The sequence below is a fragment of the Microcoleus sp. B3-A4 genome (assembly GCF_036705385.1).
Lineage (GTDB): Bacteria > Cyanobacteriota > Cyanobacteriia > Cyanobacteriales > Microcoleaceae > Microcoleus.
On the sequence record NZ_JAUBUI010000060.1, the window covers coordinates 1 to 23,985 of the forward strand.

General features: G+C 43.7%; 13 protein-coding genes and 1 pseudogene. 5 read left to right on the forward strand and 9 right to left on the reverse strand.

From position 1 onward, the window contains the following. Positions 1-1,495 precede the first annotated feature (1,495 nt). Together QUB33_RS20880 and cysC are read right to left on the reverse strand one after the other, a co-directional pair. The gene (locus QUB33_RS20880; protein WP_333353619.1) at positions 1,496-1,813 is read right to left on the reverse strand and encodes a hypothetical protein; all 318 of its coding nucleotides are present in this window, start codon (positions 1,811-1,813) and stop codon (positions 1,496-1,498) included. A 141-nt stretch (positions 1,814-1,954) separates the two neighbouring features. Then, a pseudogene (gene cysC / locus QUB33_RS20885) lies at positions 1,955-2,551 on the reverse strand (adenylyl-sulfate kinase); the annotation flags it as partial. Between the two features lie 291 nt (positions 2,552-2,842). On the opposite strand from cysC, the gene QUB33_RS20890 reads away from it, so the two are divergent. The 4 genes from QUB33_RS20890 to QUB33_RS20905 all read left to right on the forward strand — a co-directional run bounded on the left by QUB33_RS20890 (position 2,843) and on the right by QUB33_RS20905 (position 8,276). After that, positions 2,843-3,826: a glycosyltransferase family A protein gene (locus QUB33_RS20890; RefSeq protein WP_333353622.1), complete on the forward strand. Its 984-nt coding sequence runs from the start codon at positions 2,843-2,845 to the stop codon at positions 3,824-3,826. Between the two features lie 334 nt (positions 3,827-4,160). Then, complete coding sequence (locus tag QUB33_RS20895) at positions 4,161-5,561, forward strand: hypothetical protein (protein ID WP_333353625.1); 1,401 nt, start codon at positions 4,161-4,163, stop codon at positions 5,559-5,561. A 47-nt stretch (positions 5,562-5,608) separates the two neighbouring features. Continuing rightward, positions 5,609-7,003, forward strand: coding sequence for a sulfotransferase (locus QUB33_RS20900; RefSeq protein ID WP_333353628.1), 1,395 nt, complete (start codon positions 5,609-5,611; stop codon positions 7,001-7,003). A 154-nt stretch (positions 7,004-7,157) separates the two neighbouring features. Continuing rightward, positions 7,158-8,276, forward strand: coding sequence for a hypothetical protein (locus tag QUB33_RS20905; RefSeq protein WP_333353631.1), 1,119 nt, complete (start codon positions 7,158-7,160; stop codon positions 8,274-8,276). 96 nt (positions 8,277-8,372) lie between these two features. Here QUB33_RS20905 and QUB33_RS20910 read toward each other — a convergent pair whose 3' ends face one another. The 5 genes from QUB33_RS20910 to QUB33_RS20930 all read right to left on the reverse strand — a co-directional run bounded on the left by QUB33_RS20910 (position 8,373) and on the right by QUB33_RS20930 (position 21,186). Further along, positions 8,373-11,492, reverse strand: coding sequence for a glycosyltransferase (locus tag QUB33_RS20910; protein ID WP_333353634.1), 3,120 nt, complete (start codon positions 11,490-11,492; stop codon positions 8,373-8,375). An 81-nt stretch (positions 11,493-11,573) separates the two neighbouring features. Beyond that, complete coding sequence (locus tag QUB33_RS20915; protein WP_333353637.1) at positions 11,574-17,210, reverse strand: tetratricopeptide repeat protein; 5,637 nt, start codon at positions 17,208-17,210, stop codon at positions 11,574-11,576. Positions 17,211-17,394: 184 nt separating this feature from the next. Continuing rightward, entirely contained in the window at positions 17,395-18,522 is a 1,128-nt protein-coding gene (locus QUB33_RS20920; RefSeq protein ID WP_333353642.1) for a calcium-binding protein, read from the reverse strand. A gap of 584 nt (positions 18,523-19,106) precedes the next feature. After that, positions 19,107-19,895 carry an SDR family oxidoreductase gene (locus QUB33_RS20925; RefSeq protein WP_333353644.1) on the reverse strand — a complete coding sequence of 263 codons (789 nt, stop codon included), beginning with the start codon at positions 19,893-19,895 and terminating at the stop codon, positions 19,107-19,109. 385 nt (positions 19,896-20,280) lie between these two features. Next, positions 20,281-21,186, reverse strand: coding sequence for a nuclear transport factor 2 family protein (locus tag QUB33_RS20930; RefSeq protein WP_333353647.1), 906 nt, complete (start codon positions 21,184-21,186; stop codon positions 20,281-20,283). A 221-nt stretch (positions 21,187-21,407) separates the two neighbouring features. Here QUB33_RS20930 and murG point away from each other — a divergent pair, with 221 nt between their 5' ends. Then, positions 21,408-22,472 carry an undecaprenyldiphospho-muramoylpentapeptide beta-N-acetylglucosaminyltransferase gene (gene murG / locus QUB33_RS20935; RefSeq protein WP_333353650.1) on the forward strand — a complete coding sequence of 355 codons (1,065 nt, stop codon included), beginning with the start codon at positions 21,408-21,410 and terminating at the stop codon, positions 22,470-22,472. A gap of 70 nt (positions 22,473-22,542) precedes the next feature. On the opposite strand, the gene ureG is transcribed toward murG, so the two are convergent. Further along, positions 22,543-23,139, reverse strand: coding sequence for an urease accessory protein UreG (ureG, locus tag QUB33_RS20940; protein WP_333353652.1), 597 nt, complete (start codon positions 23,137-23,139; stop codon positions 22,543-22,545). 37 nt (positions 23,140-23,176) lie between these two features. After that, on the reverse strand, positions 23,177-23,890 hold the full coding sequence (locus QUB33_RS20945) for an urease accessory protein UreF (protein ID WP_333353655.1): 714 nt from the start codon (positions 23,888-23,890) through the stop codon (positions 23,177-23,179). Positions 23,891-23,985 lie beyond the last annotated feature (95 nt).

Genomic DNA, 23,985 nt, shown 5'->3' on the forward strand with positions numbered 1-23,985 from the left:
GTTTGATTATCATTATTATCCCATTATATTTATGCACAAAGGGGTATTTACAAAATCTACTCCTTTTTAACTTGTCACCAATGGGGTGCATCTACTAATTTAATCTCCCGCCTCATATCACCTCTTTCAGGACACTTTGGCTGAATTTCCTATAATTTGTGGATCGGCTTGCGATCGCTCAAAAAAAAACCCCAAACCAAAATTGGTCGGGAGTTAATTAATCAGGGTGCATCTACTAATTTAATATCCCGCCTCACAGCACCTCTTTCAGGACAGTGTGGCAGGATTGGCGAGAATTTGTGGCTTAGCCTGCGATCGCTCAAAAAAAAACCCAAACCAAAAGTGGTCGGGAGTTAATTAATCAGGGTGCATCTACCAACTAAGCTTCCTGAGAATTCGAGCGCAATCCGGACACTTAGCTCAAACTTTTTCAGCATCAGCCTCCAACCGCCAAAAAAAACCCGGCCCAAATTGGTCGGGAGTTAATTAATCAGGGTGCATCTACTAATTTAGTCTCCGGTTCGAGGTGCACCTGTTCCGGACAGTTTGGAAAAATTTTTGAGAATTAGCGATTTTGGCTGTAATACGCCAAAAAAAAACCGGCCCAAATTGGTCGGGAGTTAATTAATCAGGGTGCATCTACTAATTTAGTCTCCGGTTCGAGGTGTACCTGTTCCGGATAGTTTGGGAAAATTTAGGGAAATTCGTGGTTTGGGGTGTACTCGGCAAAAAAAACCCCCAAACCAGAAGTGGCGGGGAGTTAATTAATCAGGGTGCATCTACCAATTAAGTTTCCTGAGAATTCGAGCGCAATCCGGACAACCTCAAACTTTACTCAGCATCACCGTCGATACCGCAAAAAAAAACCCCAAACCAAAATTGGCGGGGAGTTAATTAATCAGGGTGCATCTACCAATTAAGCTTCCTGAGAATTCGAGCGCAATCCGGACAACCTCAAACTTTTTTAGCATCACCGTCGATACCGCAAAAAAAAACCCCAAACCAAAATTGGTCGGGAGTTAATTAATCAGGGTGCATCTACTAATTTAGTCTCCGGCCTCACAGCACCTCTTTCAGGACACTTTGGGAGAATTTGCGATAATTTCTGGCCAGGGGGGCTATCGACAAAAAAAACCCGGCCAAAATTGGTCGGGAGTTAATTAATCAGGGTGCATCTACTAATTTAGTCTCCTGTCTCACAGCACCTCTTTCGGGACACTTTGGCAGAATTTAGGAGAATTTCTGGCGAGGGCGGGCGAGCGCAAAAAAAAAACCCGGCCCAAATTGGTCGGGAGTTAATTAATCAGGGTGCATCTACCAATTAAGCTTCCTGAGAATTCGAGCGCAATCCGGACAGTCGGATCGAATTTTTCAACAGGGCGATCGCTTGAGGATAGGCAAAATCTGAAGTACAGAGTTGGGGGGCGATCGCATTTCGGATGAATTGACCCGCGCGGAGTCTGATCCGGGATTGAGTAGGGCGATAGAGTGTCTATTAGTGCCGTTTCTTTTGATTGGAAGGCGCTTTGACAGGCTCTTGTCTGTTTAAGTAGTATAAAAGCGCGATCGATCCCCCTATCAAGATACCTACTACTACTAGACTAATAGCTATTACTTTGGCGCCTCCCGATAAAAACACGTGAATTAACCCAAGATAAGGAACCCCTAACAAAATAGCAGTAGCTATAGTTTTTAAGGAGGCAAAATTAATCTCTATTTCAAGCTGCTTGTAGGGTTGTCCTTGAAATTTGTAGTGGTCTTTAGATTTATTTAGGGGTTCTGGAGGGGGGATGAAAGGTTTGTGAGATGACATAATGTTTTATTGATGTTGGCTGACTAATTGTTTGAGTGAAATAGCTGTCCAACCTGCGGCTGTTGGGGAAAGCGATCGCTCACCCCAACAGATAGATAATCTCACTTCAACCCAAGAGCAAAAAAATCAACAGATGAACGTTTAAAGTTGAGCAGAAGATAGAGCTGTGCTCGCCCAAAACACTTCTAATTTATCCATCACTTTAGCGACACTCTCTGTTACCGTTTCCCGATCCGTGAGGCATTCTACTGGCGGGTGCAAGGGTGGTTCGTAAGGATCGTCAATCCCAGTAAAACCTCGAATCTCACCGGCACGAGCTCTCTTGTAAAGTCCCTTGACATCTCGCTGTTCGCAAACTTCGAGGGGAGCTTTCACGTAAACTTCAATAAAGTTACCAATTTGGTGTCCGACTTCCTCTCTGACATCGCGGTAGGGAGAGATGACTGAAACCAAAACAATTACACCGTTGCGAGTCAAAAGATCGGCTACGAACCCAATGCGGCGGATATTTTCATCGCGATCGGCTCTGCTGAAACCTAAATCTCTGGTGAGACTTTTGCGGACGGTATCGCCATCTAAAACTTCTACTTTGTATCCCTGCCGCCGTAAAATTTTAGCTAGTTCAGTAGCGATCGTACTTTTGCCCGATCCGCTTAAACCGGTGAACCACACGGTAATGCCATCTTGTTGCATATCTAATTCCTTCCTTAAAATGTAATGTGTTCTGTGCCAGTTAACTGTATGTGAAGTTTTGTGTTGGTTACTGGGGAACTGGCGATCGGCTCTTGATAGTTATTCTTTCCGGGGTTGGCTGTCCGATCCGGGTTAAATTTGGCAAGGATGTGGGTTGGGAGTTGTTGGGGAAGGAAAGAGAGGGGCGAGCCCTATTTTCATAGTTAACGAAAAAATTAGGCAGGCGATCGCACTTATTAATCTGAAAATATATATTCTTTGTCTGGCTGCTTCCGGAACAACTGCCCAAGTTGCTGTATTAGCTGACGATACTTAAGGCCAACAAACAGCGATTTCATGTCAACTGTCACTGGGAAACCACAGGTGAGCGCGATCGTTCCCGCCTACAACAGTGCCTGTTACATCGGGCAAGCAGTAGAGAGTATCCTGAATCAAACTTATCCTGACTGCGAAATAATTGTGGTAGATGATGGCTCGACAGATGACACCCGCAGTGTTTTACAGCCTTACTGCTCGCGCATTCGCTATCTTTATCAGGAAAACCAGGGAGTAGCGGCAGCTCGCAATCGCGGCATTCAGGAAGCTAGGGGCGAGTTAATTGCGTTTCTCGATCACGATGATTTTTTCCTGCCTGATAAGTTAGCAGCACAAGTAGCTTGCTTTGAAGCTCAACCGCAACTGGGAATCGTACATACCGGCTGGCGTCGAGTCGATTGGCGGGGTGAACCTTTAGGCGATGTAAAACCTTGGCAAAAAGCACCGAACTTAGATTTAGAAGACTGGGTGCGATGGAAACCAATTCTTCTAAGTGCGATGATGTTTCGTCGAGAATGGTTGGAGCGAGCAGGTGGTTTAGACACTCGATTTCAACAGGTGTGCGATCTCGACCTCGCCCTGCGTTTAACGCTCATGGGTTGTCAAAGTGCCTGGTTGCATCAAATAACCGTATGCTATCGGGAACACGCTCGCAATGAATCGCGGAAAACCCCTCTACAAGCTCAGGAATCGTGGACTGTATTGGATAAATTTTTGGCTCTTCCACAAATACCCGAACCAATACGCCAACTAGAGAGTCATTACCGTTATTACACTCTTGTTTGGAGTGCGTGGCGACTGTATCACACTGGTTATATTTCAGAAATGGTTCCCTACCTAGAGAAATCTCTCAGCTATACGCCATATTCGCTCACAAAAACTGTATCGGATTGGCTCAAAAGTTTTATGAAATATACTTCAGAATCCGGCAGCGAACTAGATGTCTTTTCTTTGAGCAATTCGCGAGAGTGGCAACAGTTGATGAATTATCTACTCAAATTTTGAGATCGATCTAAATTCCATCAGAGCGCAAGCAACAAATTATCAATAGAGCAACCGCCACATCGGGCGCGGACATAAATAAGCTGATGAATATATCCGCTTTTGAGCCACCATAAACGATGTAACTGTCAACTGTTATATTTGCAAATTCACAAATTTTCCTAAAATTTACTCCGGATACAGGACACTAAACCCGTAGATATTAACAGCACTTACGCACCTACTCTAGATTTAGAGTACGCAGTGCGTACCTTACCGCTATAAGTAGCTTGTCAAACCACTTTTTGCGTAATTCATAATCAATCAAGATCCCTAAATAGAGGAGATGCACAAAAAAATGAAAAACAAAACTTTTTTTATTCATATAGGAAAAACCGCAGGATCTTCGTTTAATGCCTTTTTAAAAGAAAATTTTAGAGGAGAAGAACACTGTGAAAATTATCTTGAGCGAGGTAATGTGTTCACAAGGTTAGATTATCTTAAATCTCTTGATTATATATCAGGACATATTACTTTAGATGTCTTTGAAAAAAGTTTTCCAAAAAAAGACTATTTTTTAATGACGTTTTTAAGATTTCCAGTTAACCAGTTAATTTCTAATATTAATTGGCTGATTCATATCTATGACATTAGTCCTAAATTTTTTGCGAATCATCCCAAGCACATACAGGAAATATCCCTAGAGTTAAGATCGTTAAATTTATACGATCCTGATTCTTTTATCAATGCCTTAAATAAATTTCAAAATTTATTTAAAAATAATCAGTCTCGGTATTTTGGTTTGCCACCTTTTCTAGGTGATGTAGAAACAATAATAGGCAAAATTAAAACTCTAGACTTGGTGGGGCTTACAGAAGATTACCAAGGTGCTATAGATAATTTTATTCGTCTAAATGAACTAAATATCAAGCCAAAATTACATCAAGAAAACCGCAATCTTTCTTACAGAATAAATAAAGATATTTTAGATAACCAAATAATAGCTGATTTTATTCAGGAATACAATCAAGTAGATATACTTGTTTACGAATATTTTTTGCGTAGGAATCAGACTAACAGTTCATATACAGCAACAAAAATAGACCCGTGCACTCAATTAATAAATTTAAGAGAGGTGCACCAAAAATCAGAAAATTTAGAAAATCTGTTGAAGAAAACTCAGGAGGAACTGGCACAAGCCGATTTTCAAGTACACAGAACTCAGTGTTACTTTCAGCAGTATAAGGCTCAGGCATACAAAGCTCTAGCCTTATTGCAAACATCTCAGGTTCAAGTGCACCGATCGGTAACTTTATTACAAACATCCCAGGCGCAATTGCACCAGATACAAGATGAATTGGCACAAACTCAAGCTCAACTACAACAGGCTCAAAAAGAGCGCGATCAGTACCAGTCTCGGCTAAATCTGATGCAGTGGGAACTCGATCGATCGCAATTTCAGCTAGCGATCGCCAGCCAAACACTCGAATCGAGCCAGGTGCAATACAAACTGTTAGTTTGGGATGCCTGGTACGCATATACAAAAGGCGATTTAGCTGGGATGAGTCAGTGCTTGCACGCCTCAGTGAAATGCACGCCTTTCTCAAAAACAAAAACTATCTCAAGTTGGTTGAATAGTTTTGCTGAATTTTCTGTGAATAAAGGTGAGAGTCTGGATGTTCAATCTCTCAGCAATACATACGAATGGAAGCAGGTTATTGACCGCATATTTGGTTATCCTAAAATGACCGCTAATTGACCAGATCGTTTATTTATGCCGTACTCATAGAGGTTAATTAAATCATCATGAACATTCTTCAGAACAATCATCCATTGGCTGCTATTGTGTGTGGATTTGAGAGAGGTGGAACAACTTTACTTTCAGAGATATTAAGGCAGCATACTCAGCTTGACAGCGGATTTGAAGGCGGATTTTTACTAGCAGACGAAGCCTGTAATTTTCGCGACATAGAACCTTACTATACTAATCTGAAAAGTGGTTGGGCAATAGGAGACAGCCAACTCAATTACATTTGTGCTGCTAATACTTGGTCGGATGTGTACCAGAGAATAATTGAGCAATCTCCTCTTATTAAAAACAAAAATACGTGGGTGTTTGATAAAACCCCAAAGTATATGCAAGTATTATCGAATGTTCTCAGTAAAGTTCCCAATATTCCTTGTATAGTTCTGGTGAGAGATCCGAGAGCAATATTATACTCTTGGTTTAAAAGATCGGGTTTGAAAAAAGAAGTATGGCTGGAAAAACAGTTGTCAATTAAGTGTCAAAGATACTTATCCTACGCTTCTGGCTGGAAGACAGCGTTAGAAAAAGGATTGGGCGAGCGATTATTATTAGTGAACTATGAAAATCTTTGTTCAAATACCTTGTCGGAATGTCAAAGGATTTTTGATTTTATTGGTTTAGATTTTCACAGCTACTATTTGTCGTTTAAATACCATAAAAAATATGGTAATGTCTATGGAGGTGGGGTTTCATTAGAATATTTGACTGAATACGAACAACATTTCTCAGATGATGTTTGCCAGCAGATTTTGAAAGCAACGGAAGAATTTAGCAATTTTTGGTGGCACCCTGACAATCTCTCGGTCAATTTGCCAGAAAATCCTGTCGAAGAAGTCTCTAAAAAACCTGTAATAACTATTCCCGAAGATGCTTCAATTAAAATTGTTGATGCGATCAATTTTCAAGAAAATTTTTCAGAAAAGTTATGGGGAGTTTCCATTGATTTACCAAAGCGCAATACATACGTAGATTCAAGTCATGTGATCGTTGGAGGCTGGGTGATCGGCAAACCGTCTCGGATTTCTGAGATTGAGTTAATATGCGACGATAAAGTAATCCAGAGGATTCCTGTTAATGGGGTACGATCAGACGTAGGTAAGGCTTTCCCTCAAGTGCCTAATGCTGAAAATAGTGGCTTTACAGCGACAGTAAAACTAATTGGAATGCCATCTGAAGCTGAACTCCTTCTCCAAGCTATTTTTGAGGATGAAAGTTGTGTGCCCCTGGGAGTAGTGCGATTTCTACAGAAACCCCTCAATCCTCGTTATGAATCCGCTCTGTCTGAAACAAAAAAAGAATTACAGCAGTTGCAGTCTCAAGTTCTGGAGTTCGCAGTAGATGTGGAGCGAGCGCAAGTTCAGATCGACAAAATCGAGACCGAGATGAAAGTCTAGGCAATTACTCATCCGGATCAGAATTAAGTAGTGGGAATAAATAAGGGAAAAGACCGATAAACATGGATTCTTGAAGAAGCCATGTTTTCAGGTTTTTAAGCATTCAGTAGAGGATATAAGTTTGAAACGAGTTCAATCATTTTTAAAGATTGCTGTGGCAGCTACATTTGTATCTGGAGCGATAGTTCTTGCTGAGATTCCCATAAATGGCATAGATGCCCAGACTTCCCATCATCAACCTATTGGGCTTTCCAACCAAAATATAACGATTAGCAATAGTGCGAACTTTGTTAAAAAATCTGGGTTTTTCAAAATTGCGGATTCCACTAAAAATGGCTATACATACGGTTATGCTCCTTCAATTATCAAGCACAAGGGGATTTATCACACCTTTTATTGTTCCAGCCCTGAACCAAGAGCAGGGATTGATGCTATACGCTATGTCTTTTCTCAAGATGGGCTTAACTGGTCTGCTCCGAAAGTTGTTTTGAAAGCTAAGCCTAGGATTGATTCCAAAACTAGAAAATTGACCAATCGAGCTGCTTGCGACCCTAGTTTAGTTTACTATGAAGATTACTACTATCTTTTCTATTCTAACCAGCATCAAACAGGTTCAGAGTTAGGCGATCGCACCGGGACTCAGACTACTATTTCCGTAGCTCGCGCTCGCAATATCACAGGCCCTTACTTGACCTATACCCAAAGAGCCACATGGGAAGAGAATCCGCCCGATGTAAAAATGATTATTCTGCCGCAAATTAAACGCAGCGGAAACCGACACAATTACGGAGCTGGCCAACAGACGGTAGTCATTAAAAATCGCCAGTTATATATGTGGTACACTGACGACTCGCTTCACCCTAACGAAGGGCCGCGCATATATTTCTTGAAGTCAAATGACCCTGTAAATTGGAATGGGACACCTGTACCGACAAATCTGGCCAAAACTGCTTCAGTTGATATCAAATACGATGCTAGAACAGGTAGATTTGTCCTCGTGCAAATACTCCGCAGTCACCAAGCACGTCCTTCCTTAGCGACTGCTTACTCTACAGACGGAATTAACTGGACGGGTTTTCGGACTCTTTACCCCGATCGCAAATTCCCTGCTTTCGCTCACAATGTGGGAATGAGTAGCGATCGACTTGGGCATCTAATAGATGGAGAAAATCCCATTGTGGCTTTTGGAGCACCTTACAATCTTAACAGTCAAGATCAGTGGGGAAAATGGGATTTATTTGGAGTAAAAGTGAATCTATATTCCCATCCCTAATAAATTATATTCTCGCAATATAGTGATTTCGCCCCCCTTCTTTAGAGATAAGGTGGAGCGAATATCTGTAGCCAATATGCGTGTCAATTGATATAATCAACCGGACTTAATTTGATACTTTAACAGCACTGAACCAAAAACAATGCGACTTCCATCTTCAAGGACAGCCTGTAAAATTATTTGGGACTCAGACGGCATTCCTATTACTTCTATTGCTGTCATAAAACCACTATTTTTCGAGTGAGGCACTTGTGAAAATACTTCAGCTACATCAGGGCGATAGTAGTTAAAATCAGTCTCTTGAACAACTTGGTCGTGGCAGATAAACTCTACCTTCACAGCCGGAGATTTCTTACTTAATATCCAGCCGCCGATGGTAATGGAATTGGCAGTAACCTGAGTGCCAACTTCGGGAAAGTCGATCGCAGATCCCCACAACAATTCAGGATCTAGTTCTAAGAGAGACACATCTAAGATTTCAAGACATGGCACAACTTTTAAACTATAATCTTCTCTGTCTCTCGTGAGGTTTTGATTGTAGCAAGTATCGTGGTCAATTACACTTTTCCATCTTTGCTTCATCGTTTCGATTTCTTGCTGAAATCTTCGCTGTTTTTCCGGTGTATTTTCACTACCCCGACTCTTGGATTCGTGATGGTACAAAACCACATGAGGAAGATAAATATTGTGGTAGCCAGAACTCATAATTCTCAGGCAAAGATCGATATCATTAAATGCCACAGCAAGTCCTTCGTCAAATCCTGCAATCTTTTCAAATACATCTCTCCGACACATCAAACACGCCGCTGTCACTGCTGAATAATTGTTGACTGAAATAAGTTGCCGAACATATCCTGGATGACCAGCCGCAAAATACTTGTGGCTGTGACCCGCTACACCTCCAAGCCCGATAATTACTCCAGCGTGCTGAATAGTATTATCAGGATATAGCAATAAAGCACCAACAGCACCGATTGTAGATCTTTGAGCCTGCTCGACCATTGCCTCAATCCAGTCTGGGGTGATGACTTCTGTATCATTATTCAAAAACAGAAAGTAGTCACCTTTTGCTTTAGTCACGGCATAGTTATTAATGCTCGAATAATTGAAAGGTATGTTATAGTCATAACACTTAAAGCGATTGGGTTCTAAACATTTCCAAGCTGCGATTATTGCGGCTGTTTCTGGTTCATCACTACCATTGTCGATGATGATTACTTCGTAATTGGGATAGGTGCTTTTTTCAAAAATAGACTTCAGACAACGATCCAGAACATCACCCAAATTTCTCGTAGGTATAATGATGCTAACAAGTTTGTATTCTGTAATTTGATAGCGGATTGTATAAATCCCTGGAAATTCAGGATGACCAACAATTTTATTGGCTTTTTCTCCACGTCGTTCTAGTGCATCTGTCAGTGATTTGGTAGCAGCTTGTTCGGCGTAGGATTTGGCTTGATGATTGCCAGCAGTAGACTCTGAGTGGATTCTCCAGTGATAGAGAACTTTGGGGATGTGGAAAATTTTGTCCGTTTTCTCTGTAACTCTCAGAACTAAATCGTAATCCTGACTGCCTTCGTATCCAACTCGGAAACCACCTACTTGCTTGATTAGAGAATGGCGATAAACTCCTAAGTGACAAGTGTACATTCGAGAAAGCAAGGAATCAGGACACCAATCTGGTTTAAAAAATGGAGCGGTGCGTTTACCTTGTTCATTCAATTTATCTTCATCGGAATAAATCATGTCGGCTTCTGGATGCTGATTCAGGAAAACAGCCATTTCGTAAAGAGCTTCCCGTGCCAAGATATCATCATGATCTAACAAGGCAATAAATTCTCCACTTGCCACTTCCAAAGCTGAATTTGACGAAGCAGAAATATGCCCATTTTTACTTCTAAATACTACTTTGATTCTTTCATCCTTAGCAGCATAGTTCGCCAGAAGTTCTTTGATGTGGGGTTTTGTGGAAGCATCATCTGCAATACACAGTTCCCAGTTCGGATAAACTTGAGCCAGAACAGACTCGATCGCCTCTTGCAAAAGTTCTTTAGGAGTGTTATAAACTGGCATGACGATACTAATCAGAGGTCGATACTTCAACACCTTAACTTGTTCGTCCATCTGCCGGAAATCTTCAGGCTTAGGTGAATTTTCCTGCAGCCACAATTCGTAGATATCGGAACTACAGGGGATTCCTTGAAAGGTACCCTCGAAGTTATTTCTTTTCTGCAATAATTTGGCAAGCTGAAAGGACGCCTCGATCTCATCTGGCTTAATGTGAAGAGCCATTTGATAAAAAATAATTGCCTCTTGATACTCATGCCTTCTGACTAGAGCATTGGCTAGCTGGCAATATAATTGAGGAGCGTCTGGCTTAATTTCTAAAAGTTTGTGATATAGTTCGACATCATCTGGATTCCGATCAATAGTTTGGTAGTATAAGCTAAGAGCTTCCTTTGAATACAATCGACTTTGTTGTTGCAAAGCATCAGCCAACTTTTCATATACGCAAGGCAGTTCCGAATTTAACTGAATTGCACACCGATAAGCCCCGATCGCCTCCTCCCACCTCTCCAACTCCACTAAAGCTTCGCCCAAATTATAGTGAGACCAATGGAAGTCTGGATTTAGCTCGATCGCCTTTCCATACGCCACCGTCGCCGCCTCCCATTTCTCCTGCTTAATCAGACTATCCCCTAAATTGTTGTGCGACCAACAAAAATCAGGATTCAACTCAATAGCCAGACGATATGCAGCAACCGCCTCATCTAACCTTCCTTGTCCTTGCCAAATATCCCCCAATTTGTGGTGGACTTCCCACAAATTAGGCTGAAGCGCGATAGCTTTCTGATAAACTATTACTGCTTCATCCACCTCACCAGTTTTAACAAGAGTATCCCCTAAACTCTGATAAATTTCTGCTGAATTAGAATCTATATCTAAGGCTTTACGGTAGGAATAAATAGCTTTCTCGCACTCCCCCTTTTTAGCCAAAGCTTTCCCTAAGCTGTAGTGAGGTTTAGCAGAATTAAAATTAGCTCCCGTCCCGTAAGAATACTTGTCTCGCTTCCTCTCCTGTTCCCCAGATTCCGAGTCAACCTTTTTTAAGCTAACTAATTGAGGAGGTAAAACTTCACGATCTTGCTGCGATAATGCGGAGGAATCGGAATGATTCTTTACTGGAAATGCAATAATCTTGGATTGGTTGCTCATACGCTTTACCTGTGGTAAATTGAGATCACTAAATCAGTTGAATTTATTTTTCATCTACCTTGCGAGGTATCCGGAAAATTTCTAAGCTTTTGCTAGTTCAATGGCGCGGTTGTAAGCCTCGATCGCCTCATCAATCTCGCCTTTTTCTTGCAAAGCATCCCCTAACTTTTGGTGAACCTCCCAGATGTCCGGTTTCAATTCAATTGTTTTTTCATAACATCCGATCGCCTCATCCAACTGACCCCAACTGTCCAAAGCATCCCCCAAACTTTGATAAGCTTGAACCAAATTGGGATTTAACTCGATCGCTCTCCGATAACAGGCGATGGCATCTTCCCGCCTATCTAGACTTGCCCAAGCTTTCCCCAAACCGTAATGAGGTGCATCGAAGCTTGGGTTCAGATCGATCGCTTGTCGGTAAGCCGCGATCGCCTCTTCCCACTGTCCCCTAGCGCTCAAAACCTCTCCTAAATTGTGATAAGCATCCGCATAACTCGGCTGCAGCTGAATCGCCCGCCGATAACATGAAATAGCTCGCTCCAACTGACCCAGTTCTAACAAAGTGTTGCCCAGAGTAAAGTGTTCCTCAGGCTTGGCCCAATTGATATCGAGAGTCAGAGCTTCATACCAACATTCTGCCCGTGCTTGTGGCTGACCTGACTGCAAAAATACCCTCGCTAAATTTCGGTAAGCCGAGGCTAAATTAGGTTTAATTTTAATTGCTTGTTGGTAACAAGCAATTGACTTTTCCCAGTGTTTCTGCTGAGCGTAAAGGCTGCCTAAATTGGCATGAATTTCAGCAAAATCTGGATCGATTTCCAGAGCTTGAACGTACCAATACCTCGCCGCCTCTGCTTTTCCCATAGCTTGGGTAGCATTCCCCGCAATCTTGTAGGCAAATGCTGCATCCGGTTTGATTTCAATAGCTCGCTTGCACTCCCCGATCGCCTCTTCAAATTTCCCCTGGGCGTAATAAGCTTCGGCCTTTTTGATGTATGTTTCTGCACTGACAGAATTGACTATTGTCACAGGTTTGCCACTGTTATTACTACCGCTATCAACTGCAGATAATGTTAAACTTTCGGCAGATTTTGAATGACCGTTATTCAGATTGTTTGCTAGTGCTGCAGAACCGATCGCATCCCCAACTTCCACACCGGCAGCAGGTTTGTGAGTGTTTCGATCGCCCTTTACCCGCGTCGCAGGGGCAACAGTATCACTTGCTAGATGGTCGGCTACCAAACCGCTGTTGTTAAGTGCCGCAGCTTTCTCCAAACAGACAGCAGCTTCATGTAATTTTCCTTGCTTTTTTAACGCTATCGCCAGATTTTGGTAAGCAGCAGTTAAGTTTGGATTTAACTCCATCGCGCGGCGGTAACACGCGATCGCATAAGTAATTTGACCTTGCTTAAACAAAAGATTGCCCAATTTAAAATGCTGATCGGGCGATACCTTTTCCGGTTCCAAAGAATAAGCTTCGTACCAGCACTCGTTCGCCTCTTCCTGTTTTCCCTGCTGCCTCCACACCCTAGCCAAATTCCGGTAAGCTGGTGCTAAATTCGGTTGGATAGCAATCGCTCTTTGGTAGCAAGCAATTGCCGGCGATAGCTGTTTTCCCATAGCATACAAAGTGCCAAGATTTACGTAAATATCTGCCTCGTTAGAATTAATTTGGACGGCTTTTTTATAGCACTCGATCGCAGCTTCTGTATTCCCTTGCACTTGCAAAATCTTGCCCCACAGTTTGTAAGCAGCCACCGCATCGGGTTTGATTTCAATAGCTCGCTTGCACTCAGCAATAGCCGGCTCGAATTGTTTTTGAGCGTAATAAGATTCTGCCCGCTGAATGGAGTCATCAGCAGTTTCTAGTTGCCGAAAATCGGCCGTAAAACCGCTATCAACAACTGTCACAGCCGACCAAACCTCAGCCGAGTTTTGAGCCACAGGTGCATAATTTTCCGAAATGGCGCTCGTATTTAACTGTTGCGGTACAGCAGGAATTGTTGTCGGCTGCTGCAACTGTACGCGAAGTTTCTCAGCGGAGATTGCGGAATCGAGTTGCAGGGAATTAGCTGCGACATTTGCCTGCAAAGTAGATGCTTGGGGATTCTGAGGTAACTCAGATTTTGGATTCAAACTCACAACTACTGTCTTGAACAAATCCCCAAAAATGTTAGCAGGTCGTTCAATTATCTTTCGATAACTAGCAACTTCTTCCTGCACCTTTTTTTGAGCTTTGAGAGCACTTCCTAACTGTTGGTAAGCTTCGTTTGAATTGGGGTTTAACTCGATAGCATGGCAGTAGCAGCGTATAGCCTGCGTTACCCGATTCTGCCTCAAAAAATTATCGCCTAGATGAATGTGTTCTTCAGGAGTAGCCTTGGCAGGTTCCAGAGAATACGCTTTAAACCAGCACTCGTCAGCCTCCGATAGCTGCCCCATTTGCGTCCACACGCGAGCTAAATTTCGGTAAGTTGATGCTAAATTCGGTTGCAGGCAGATCGCTTTTTGGTAAAATGCGATCGCAGATTGCCACTGCTGTTCCTGAGCGTAAAGCGTCCCCAAATTAGTATAAGCTTCAGCAAAATCAGGGTCGAGTTCAATAGCCTTAGCGTAGCAATTTTTTGCCTCCTCTACCTTGCCTTGAGCTTGCCTAGCATTACCCCAAATTTTATAAGCCCTCGCATCGGGTTTAACTTGAATAACTCGCTGGCAAGCCGCCGCCGCCTGCTCGAATTTTCTTTGACTATAAAATGCTTCTGCACCTTGAATGTAGACTTCTATATCGTCAGCTTTGAAGGCTAAAGCACCTTGACTACTATTGGTTTTTGGCTCTTTGATTTGAGCAGAATTGGCTTTTTGATAACAGATTAAAGCCCGCTCCCAATTTTTTTCTTGGGTGTACAGAGTAGCAAGATTAGTATAAACTTCTGCAAAATCAGGCTGAATTTCCAGAGCTTTCACGTACCAATCCTTTGCCTTGGCTAAGTTACCTTGTACTTGACTGATCTTGCCCAAGGTTGTGTAAGCTGGTGCAAAATCAGGTTTCTGCTTCAGGGCTTGCTCGCAAGCAGCTACAGCATCGCTTAACTTGCCTTGTTCTAAATAAAATTCTGCCCTTTTTTGGAAATAATCTGCTGATTCTTGATTCATGATTGGGGTGGTTTTTTTAGGGTTTTCAAGAAATATTAAATTTGGGGTATTTTGTGAAGTAAATAGATTAGTTTCTTCCAGAATTTTTTGGAGAGAGTTCAAATTAACTAAAATATCTTCAGTCAATGGGTTTTGATACATTAACTGTCGAATTGGGTAACAATTAAAAGTTTCTCCTATTACATAATAATGTGGAAGATTTAGCTGCTGAGAGATCGCCCAATAGTATTGCCTGATATAATTGGGAGAGACTAGCTCAATTACTTTTGTTCCTGCACCACAAAAGATAATATTTGTCAGACCGCTGCCGTGAGGCGCTACGATAGCTTTGGCACGAGAAAATAAGGCTATTTGCTCCTCCAAAGTCATAGATTCTAGTAGCACTGAGACAAAGCCAAATCTGCTTAAAAATTCGATTACCTGTTCTTCATTGATGACTCGGCGATAGCTGGATTTGCTGCGGCTGACATAGATGCGTTCTGGATAAAGATATTTGCGATCGTCTGGCTCGCTTAGCTGTGTACCTTTAGGGAGAAAAATGTTCGCACTACAGAGCTTTTGAAATTTTTGATTTAAAAAAACTCGTCTCAAAAACTCAAGCCCCTGCGGCGACAGCCAGCCCAAATATCCGGAAAAAGAGGGAACAATTAATTGTTTGGCTTGAATATAAGGATGGCGATCGCTCTCTATAATTTTATATTCAGGAATTCCTAATGCTTTCAGGGTTTCTCGCTGAAAAGGCTGCTGGCAGCTATTAACCAAAAACCGATCTATCTCTTCCAGATTTATCCCCCAACGCTGCAGAACTTCTATGCGGGGCAAAATATCCACCATCCAGTGAAAATAGACATTGCCCGAAAGTCCAGCCAATACCGCCACCGTACCGTCTATCTTTTCTAAAGGTGGCAATTCTTCCGGTTTTAAATTTAGAAACCTGTGCTGAGTAGAATATTTATTTTCGCATCCCGGCAACTCTCCCGGATATTCGCGGGAAAGTTCGGGTAAAAGGCGATCGCCAGAATCGATAATAGCAATAGCATTGCAAATCATCCAAGAATTTTTCTGCGGTACAATCCAAGCCCGCCCGTTTGGGAGCGAAGTAACAAACGTTTCCGGCGACTCAAAAGCAGTCTCTCCCTGCTGGGCACAAGAATATACGCCATTACCTAAATGCACCGGCTCAAACTGTCTGAAAATCCGCTTGAGACACCGCTGACAATCTAAGCCCTGACATTCCGATTTTGGCTTTTGATTCCCGTCAATAAGGGAGGGGTGGTTAATTGTTTCAACACCAGAGTCAGACAGGGGTTGAAACCCTTGGCGGGCTACGGGAGAATGAATCAACTCCTGCTGTTTTTTCAATACAGCCTGCAACTGTTCGGAAACCTCCGAGCGATCGCCCGCCATTACCAGCACCAGGTGGTAAACTACAATCGCTGCCGAAAATCGTTTTTGCTGACTCAAACAATCAGCCAGCCGCAAGTAAATATCCGCATTCTTAGGTTGAATTTGTAAAGCTTTTTGATAATAGCTTTCCGCTTGTTCGTACCCGCCGTACTCGAATAAGGCGTTTCCCAAATGGATGTAAGTCTCTGCTAAATCGAGGAGCAATGATGAAGGATGAAGCAGATTGTTAGCAAGACTAGAAATGGCGCAACCAGAGCCGTCTTTTCCTTGAAGTTGCTTCAGAAATCGGACACAGGCTATTTGAGAGCGCTCGAGTTCATTAAGTTCTTGTACGGAAGTCAACCCCATCTCTACTTGGCAGCAAAAACCCTCAACAAACTGGCTTTGCAGAGCAATCGCCTTTTGCCAACATAGCATTGCCTCAGCTAATTTGCCTTGTGCCATCAAAGAAAAAGCCCGATCGCCGTATGCCGAAACCAGCAGATCGGGATCTTTGCTAATTACTAACTCAAAACATTCTATTGCAAAAGTATGCAGCCCCAATCTTTGGAATGCTTTCCCCAAATTGTAACGGGCCTTGACTAATTCTGGCTGCAACTCGATCGCGCGGCGGCAAAGGGCGATCGCTTCCTCTGGCTTCCCCAGTTGTAACTGAGCAATACCTAAATTATTGTACAGACCAGCATCATCCGGAGCCACAGCTATTCCCGCTTGAAAAACCACAATTGCTTCGTCAACTTTGCCCTCCTGCATCAGAATGCAGCCCCAATTGTTATAGGCATTTATCGCGTAGGATAAAAGAGCTGGTTGAGAGCTTTTTTTCCAGCAAGATATCGCTTGCTGGTAACTGTAAATCGCTGCTTCTATTCTGAGTTGCTGGTGAACGGCAACGCCGATATTGTAGAGAGCTTTAACGTCATCTGGATTGACAGCCAGTGCCTGCCTGTAGCTGCCAATCGCCCCTGTAAAATCCCCCTGCTCTTGCAGAACTCTACCCAAATTGTGCTGCAATTCGGGGGTGTTTTTTCCGAGAGCCAGTGCCTGCTGGTAGTGAAAAGCAGCATCTTCTATCTTTCCCGCGCGATCGCACAGCCAACCCATTTTGGCAAAAGCATCTACTAAATTGGAATTGTGTTCCTTCCCTTGGGTGCTGAGCATACTTAATTAAATTAGTGATTTTAAAAGGTAAATTGCAACCGCTAGCCGTAGACATCACGGGTTCAAGTTATTAACAAGCTTTCTAAGTTTTGAAGCTTGATCGCTGATTTTTTTGTGAGCTTTGAGCCAGCCGATAATGTTTCAATTATATTAATGATAGATCCACCCTAAATCGGGATAAACTTTAAATTATTTCAAAGTTATTCGACCCAAGATTTAGGTTATTACCTACTTGAGCCACGATCGATATTTGACCGTTTTGATTGCGGTAGTACAGCGAACCGTCAACCGGGTTGTAGATCAGATTAGCCGCGCCTGCAGCCCCAGGAGTATTGGGATTGAAATTGGGGTCGGTAATAAATTGGTTGCCAGTTAGATTGCCCGGTATTAAAGCATTAAACACAGCTTTGTCAAGCTGAATTTTATCTTCTGTAGGATTAAAGTCGGTAAGAGTATCCATATTATCTATGCCGAGGAACTCGAAGCGGAACGTATCCGCCCCCGCACCACCTGTTAGGGTGTCATTTCCTCTGTCGCCAGAAACAAGGTCGTTACCAGCATCACCCATAACGATGTCATTGCCTTTACCGCCGTACAACATATCGTTGCCATCGCCGCCTCTGACAGTATCATTTCCTAAGTTGCCACTTACGAAGTCGTTGCCAGCGCCGCCAAATAGCCAGTCATCGCCTTTACCGCCGAAGAGAGAGTCGTTGCCCTCGCCACCGACGACGACATCCTGGCCCTTGCCTCCAAAAAGGGTATCGTTGCCTTGACCGCCGTCGAGGAAGTCATTACCACGATCGCCAGAAAGGATGTCATCGCCGTCGTCGCCATAAAGAACGTCATCGCATTTACCGCCGAACACCGTATCGTTGCCAGCGCCTGCTCTAACATAATCATTTCCCTGGTTGCCTTCGATATAGTCGTTGCCGTCGCCGCCGTCGAGGATGTCGTTGCCGCGATCGCCGTAAAGGACATCATTGCCAGCATTGCCCTCAACGATGTCATTGCCTTTACCGCCCATGACAGTATCATCGTCCTCGCCCCCAGAGAGAGTATCTTCTCCCTGGTTGCCTTGGATGACATCACTGCCACCGCCTCCACCGACTAGATCGTTACCTTCTAGAGCAGCCAATTCTTCATCTTGGTTACTGCCATAGGCAATGTCGTCCACAGCAGTGAGGGTTAGTTGCGGGATACCGGGTCTAGTGGTGGGCCTGGGTTGACCGTTGGAGCCTATGATAATCAAACCATCACAGTCATCTGAGCCTGTACTGGGTGGTGGACTAGGAATTACGATTTGAGACATGGTAAATCCTTTGTTGAGGATAGTGATTTATGTGCAGATACTGCACCCTAGCGAGATGACCAACCAGCTAAAGAAAGCAATCAATCAAGCTTTTAAGCAAATCAACCTAGAAATCGCAACTGATTGACAGGCCGATCGACGAGCGGTCAAGTTGTTGCCTGTCTGTTGGATCGTCCTGTTAACCCAACTATTAAGACAGCGTTCTGTCCAACGCTTAAGGGTTGAGTGGGATTTGTTACATCGGACATAGCCTGTCATCTCGAATCGGGGAATATTTATCGAGAGCCTTTATCTCTCTGGTGATACTTACTCGCTACAATCCTGATGTCCGGAATGGTTGTATGTGAAATTAGTCAAAAAATGCAAATTATTTATTTATTTTTTATATTAAGAAAAAAATACTTACGCAACCATAAACTATTTAACTATCCAGAACTATTGGCTTCACAATTTATAGCAAGTCCTGGTTATAAATCCCTGCTAACCCTCGGTGGGAACTTTTTCTCAACAAAGGAAGTCTGAGCATATATAAACTCAGAAATAAAGGGGTTATTTAAGTCGGATTTTGTCTCACTACAGACTGCTCAAAACTCTTTTCGGTGAACCAGAGTTGCACTAGCTTGGTCTGTCGGAACTAGCAAGACTTCGCTAATATTGACGTGGGGCGCTCGCGTCGCGCAAAAATACACGACATCGCCTACATCGTCAGCAGTCAGAGGTGTCAATCCTTGATAGACATTTTTGGCTTTTTCTGCATCGCCGTGAAACCGGACATTGCTAAATTCTGTTTCCACCAAACCCGGCTCTATTTCCGTCACGCGCACGGGTGTTCCCAAAAGGTCTTGTTTTAACCCTTCGGAAATAGCTCTCACTGCTGCTTTGGAAGCGCAATAAACATTACCTTTCGGATAAGCTTGGCGGCCTGCTATGGAGCCGATATTCACTACGTGACCGCGGCCTCGGTTTACCATTCCCGGCACGATCGCGCGAGTCATGTAAAGCAAGCCTTTAACATTGGTATCAATCATTTCTTCCCAATCTTGGAAGTTGCCTTCGTGCAGTTTGTCTAAACCACGGCTCAATCCCGCATTGTTAATCAGAATATCGATGCTTTTCCAGGCATCGGGAAGCGCAGCTATCGCCGATTCCACTTGCGGGCGATCGCGCACGTCCAATTCTAGCAAATAAATCTCCTTCCCCGACGCGATAGATTTTGTTTCTACAAGTTCGTTTGCCAGTCTATCGAGCTTTTCAAGGCGGCGGGCTGCTAAAATTAGTTTGGCTCCTCCTTTGGCGAATAGCTTGGCACAGGCTGCTCCGATACCGCTGCTGGCGCCTGTAATGAAAACAATTTGGTTTTGGATAGAAATCATTTTTTGTCAGTTGTTAGTTGACTGTTGGCTGTTGACTGTTTTTTGACTGTTGACTGTTGACTGTCGTCATTGGTTATTTGTTAGTTTTTTTATTTGTTAGTTGTTATTTGCTATAGCCTTTATCGCTATATAGCCATCCTAAATCATGTGTGAATTTCTTACTCCCTCCCCTTGATAAGGGGAGGGTTGGGGTGGGGTCAAAAATTTACGACTCATTTAGGATTGCTATAGTGAGGTATGTTTAATTCCTTTAATCAGATTTTTTATCTTCAAATATGTACCTCGTGTGACTAATAACCGCTATACAACTTACTAATCACCAATCACCCATGCCCCATGCCCCATGCCCCATGCCCCATGCTCCATGCCCATAACACCTATTTTATTACTTGACAACCCGCAATCGCACACTAACTGTTGCAATTCCACCTTGTCGCATTAAAACTGCTGAAACCCACCGATTTTCGGGCGTAGCCGGAGCTTTACCTACTTTGAAAATTCCCCCGGAATTTAGCAACTCCAGCTCGACTTCTGAGGGATTAAAAAAGGTTTTTTCGGTAATGGGTTCCTCCAAAACAGTCCCTATTAAAATATCATCGCCGATCGGCTCTCGCACAATGGCATCAAAATGGTACTCTTCGCCCACCTTAACTTGATCCGGGAAATTCACTTGAATTGTGGGAGGATTTTGCCCCGAACTAAGCTGAGTTTGTTCTGCTAAAATCTCTTGACTAACTATTTTTTCACCTTCAAAGCGCTGCTGGGAACGGATGGTAGCTTTGAGAGTTAATTCTCTGCCATCCTTTTTTTGAGTGCCGGCAATTGTAGTTAGGGTTTCTGCGAGAATCGCGCTACCTTCGGTTTTCCAAGATTTGATCTCGGTGCGGTAATTTAAACTCGGATATCGAGCCCAGAGTTGGGTGAGGGCTTTTTCCATGCTTTGGCTGTTTAAGCCGTCAGAATGAGTGAAATTCTGGCTGTAAAATCCCATGACTGCTTTGACATCGCGCCGGTTGGCCGCTGCGTCAATTTCGGTTAGCACTTTTGTGAGTGGGGCAGGCGCATTTGCAGGGGTTTGGGCGATCGTTCGGGGAGTCGCCGCGATCGCACCGATCGCTCTTGCCGCACTAGGATGCAGCACGCCAGCACTTAGCACTGTTAAACATAACAACATTTGAGCGATCGACTGCCCGCAGTTAAAGCCAAAAACGATCGCGCGATCGGCTTTTTCGTCCCGACGGCTGGAAAAATACTGAGATGCACTTGGCACTAAATTCAAAAAATTACGCATTAGATGATAATTTGGTTATTTGTCAGGGGTCGTAGCTTGGGCAACTGTTCGCCTGCAACGAAAACTGACAACGGAAGCAGGGACACGGCACAATCTAATTTTAGATGGCTGATTCAAAATTGGCTGAAACTGCCGGAATAATAAGCATAATAATCTAAAACCTCAAATATAAAATTGATCGACCTGTGGAACTTGTACTTGTAAAAAAAGAAACAAATACCTTGACAAAAGCCCCCCTCCGGTTGTTGGTTGCAGCTAGCGGCACTGGTGGACATTTATTTCCCGCGATCGCCACCGCTGGGCAGTTGAACGACTGTCAGATCGAATGGCTAGGAGTCCCAGACCGCATGGAAACCCAGTTAGTTTCATCCCTTTACCCCCTCCACACGATCGCCGTTGAAGGCTTTCAGCAGGGATTTGGGCTCGGTACACTGCGAATTTTGGGCGGACTCGCCGGATCGGTCCTTCAGGTGCGGAAGTTGCTCAAAGCGGGAAATTTTCAGGGAGTCTTTACTACCGGCGGTTACATCGCAGCACCGGCAATTCTGGCGGCCCGGTCTTTGGGTTTGCCGGTGATTCTCCACGAATCTAATGCAATTCCCGGGAAGGTGACGCGCTGGTTTAGTCCTCTGTGCACTGCTGTGGCGATCGGATTTGAAGCAGCAGCCCAGCATTTACCCCGCGCGAAAACCGTGGTTGCTGGTACGCCGGTGCGATCGCAATTCCTGACTCGCCAACCTCTAAATTTGCCAATTCCTGACAGCGTACCTGTAATTTTAGTCATGGGCGGCTCTCAAGGTGCTGTCTCAGTCAATCAGTTAGTGCGGCAGTGCGCTCCTGCTTGGTTTGATGCGGGTGCTTGGGTAGTTCACCTCACCGGAAATAATGACCCGGATGCTGAGAGTTTGAAACACGAGCAATATTTGTCTATGCCATTTTACGACAATGTGGCGAGTTTGTTGCAGCGAGCAAATTTAGCAATTAGTCGATCGGGCGCGAGTGCTCTGACAGAATTAGCAGTGACGGGAGTACCTTCTATTTTAATTCCTTTTCCTCACGCCGCTGACGACCACCAAAGATTTAATGCGGAAGTATTTGCTAAAGCCGGCGCCGCCGTGGTATTCCGTCAAAGCGAACTGACAGCAGATGTGTTGCAAAGCAAAGTGTTGTATTTGTTAAGAGATTCCGACTATTTGGAAAAAATGTCTCAAGCAGCTTCTGAATTAGCAGTGAGAGACAGTACAGAACGTTTGGCTAATTTGGTCAAAGAATTGGTGGTGAGGTGATATTTTTTAGCGGTTTTAACCGCAGATGAAGGCAGATGAACGCAGATGAACGCAGATGAAGGCGGATGTTTTACACGATATGGGACTGGATGAATTTAACTACTGATTCTAATCCTTCTTGGGTCTTCAAGTTAGTAAAAACAAAAGGTTTATCGCCTCGCATTTTTTTAGCGTCTCGTTCCATCACGCCTAAATCTGCTCCTACATAAGGTGCGAGGTCTGTTTTATTAATTACCAACATATCAGATTTAGTAATTCCTGGCCCGCCTTTGCGCGGAATTTTATCGCCCGCAGCGACATCGATTACGTAAATTGTTAAATCTACTAACTCCGGGCTAAAAGTTGCCGCCAAGTTATCGCCGCCGCTTTCTACAAACACTAAATCTAAATCATTGAATTTGTGCTCTAACTCTTCTATAGCTACTAAGTTAATGGAAGCATCTTCGCGGATGGCTGTGTGGGGACAGCCTCCCGTTTCTACGCCCAAAATTCGATCGCTCTCCAAAGCTTGACTGCGAACCAAAAACTGGGCATCTTCCTGAGTATAGATATCATTAGTAACAACCGCAATCTGGTATTGCTGCCGCAGCGCCTTGCACAAAGCATCCAGTAAAGCAGTTTTTCCCGAACCAACAGGCCCAGCAATTCCTACACGAAAAGCACCCATAGCGATTTTAAATTTTAGATTTTAGATTTTCTGATTTTCAACTCCGAAATAACCGAGTGTACTGAGTTTCGTGCGCCATACTAGCTAGGGCTAACCCCCAACTGCAACTAGCAATATCATCATCTTCTAATTTTAAAACTTCTTGGGCCGTACAGCTAATTTGAGACTGCAAATCTAACAGTAACTGTTGACCGGCTGTTTGACCCAGGGGAATCAGTTTCACGCCCGCACTCGCCAAATTGGCAGCCCAACTGTACAAATATCCTAACACGGCGGCTTCCTCTTCTATCTGCCAGTTGGCGGCGGCAATGCCAAAGCCGATCGTAAAATTGCACGGATTGCCGCCAAATTCCACCAAATCTTTTACACTTGTTGTTAACCCAGAAGAAACGGGCGATTCCCTGCGGGATAGCTTCGCTTCACGCAAATCGAGCAGCAACCTGACCAAAGTCCGCCCCATTTGCCAACTTTGCAAGCGCAACTCTTCTGTTTCCTTAGTAGCAGTCGCCCAAGCATTCCAGTAATTCAAAGCTGTCAAATCCCCTATCTGTGCCGCCCTCAAAGCCCTTACCACCACAGCGGCTTCTACTCGCACAGCCCCGAATTGCAGCGAATTTTCTAACCAATTTCTCAAAGTAATCTCGCTGTCGATCGCACCGGTTTCTACCAGACTTTCGATTCCCTCAGAATAACTATAAGCTCCCACAGGTGCAAAAGCTAGCTGTAACAAACATAAAAGTTGATTGTTCACTGTTGACTGTTGACTGTTGACTGTTGACTTCTTGCTTCTTGAATGGCCGAAAGCAATTTAGTTATAAGCCCTCGGGTTCATCGGTGGGAGTAAAT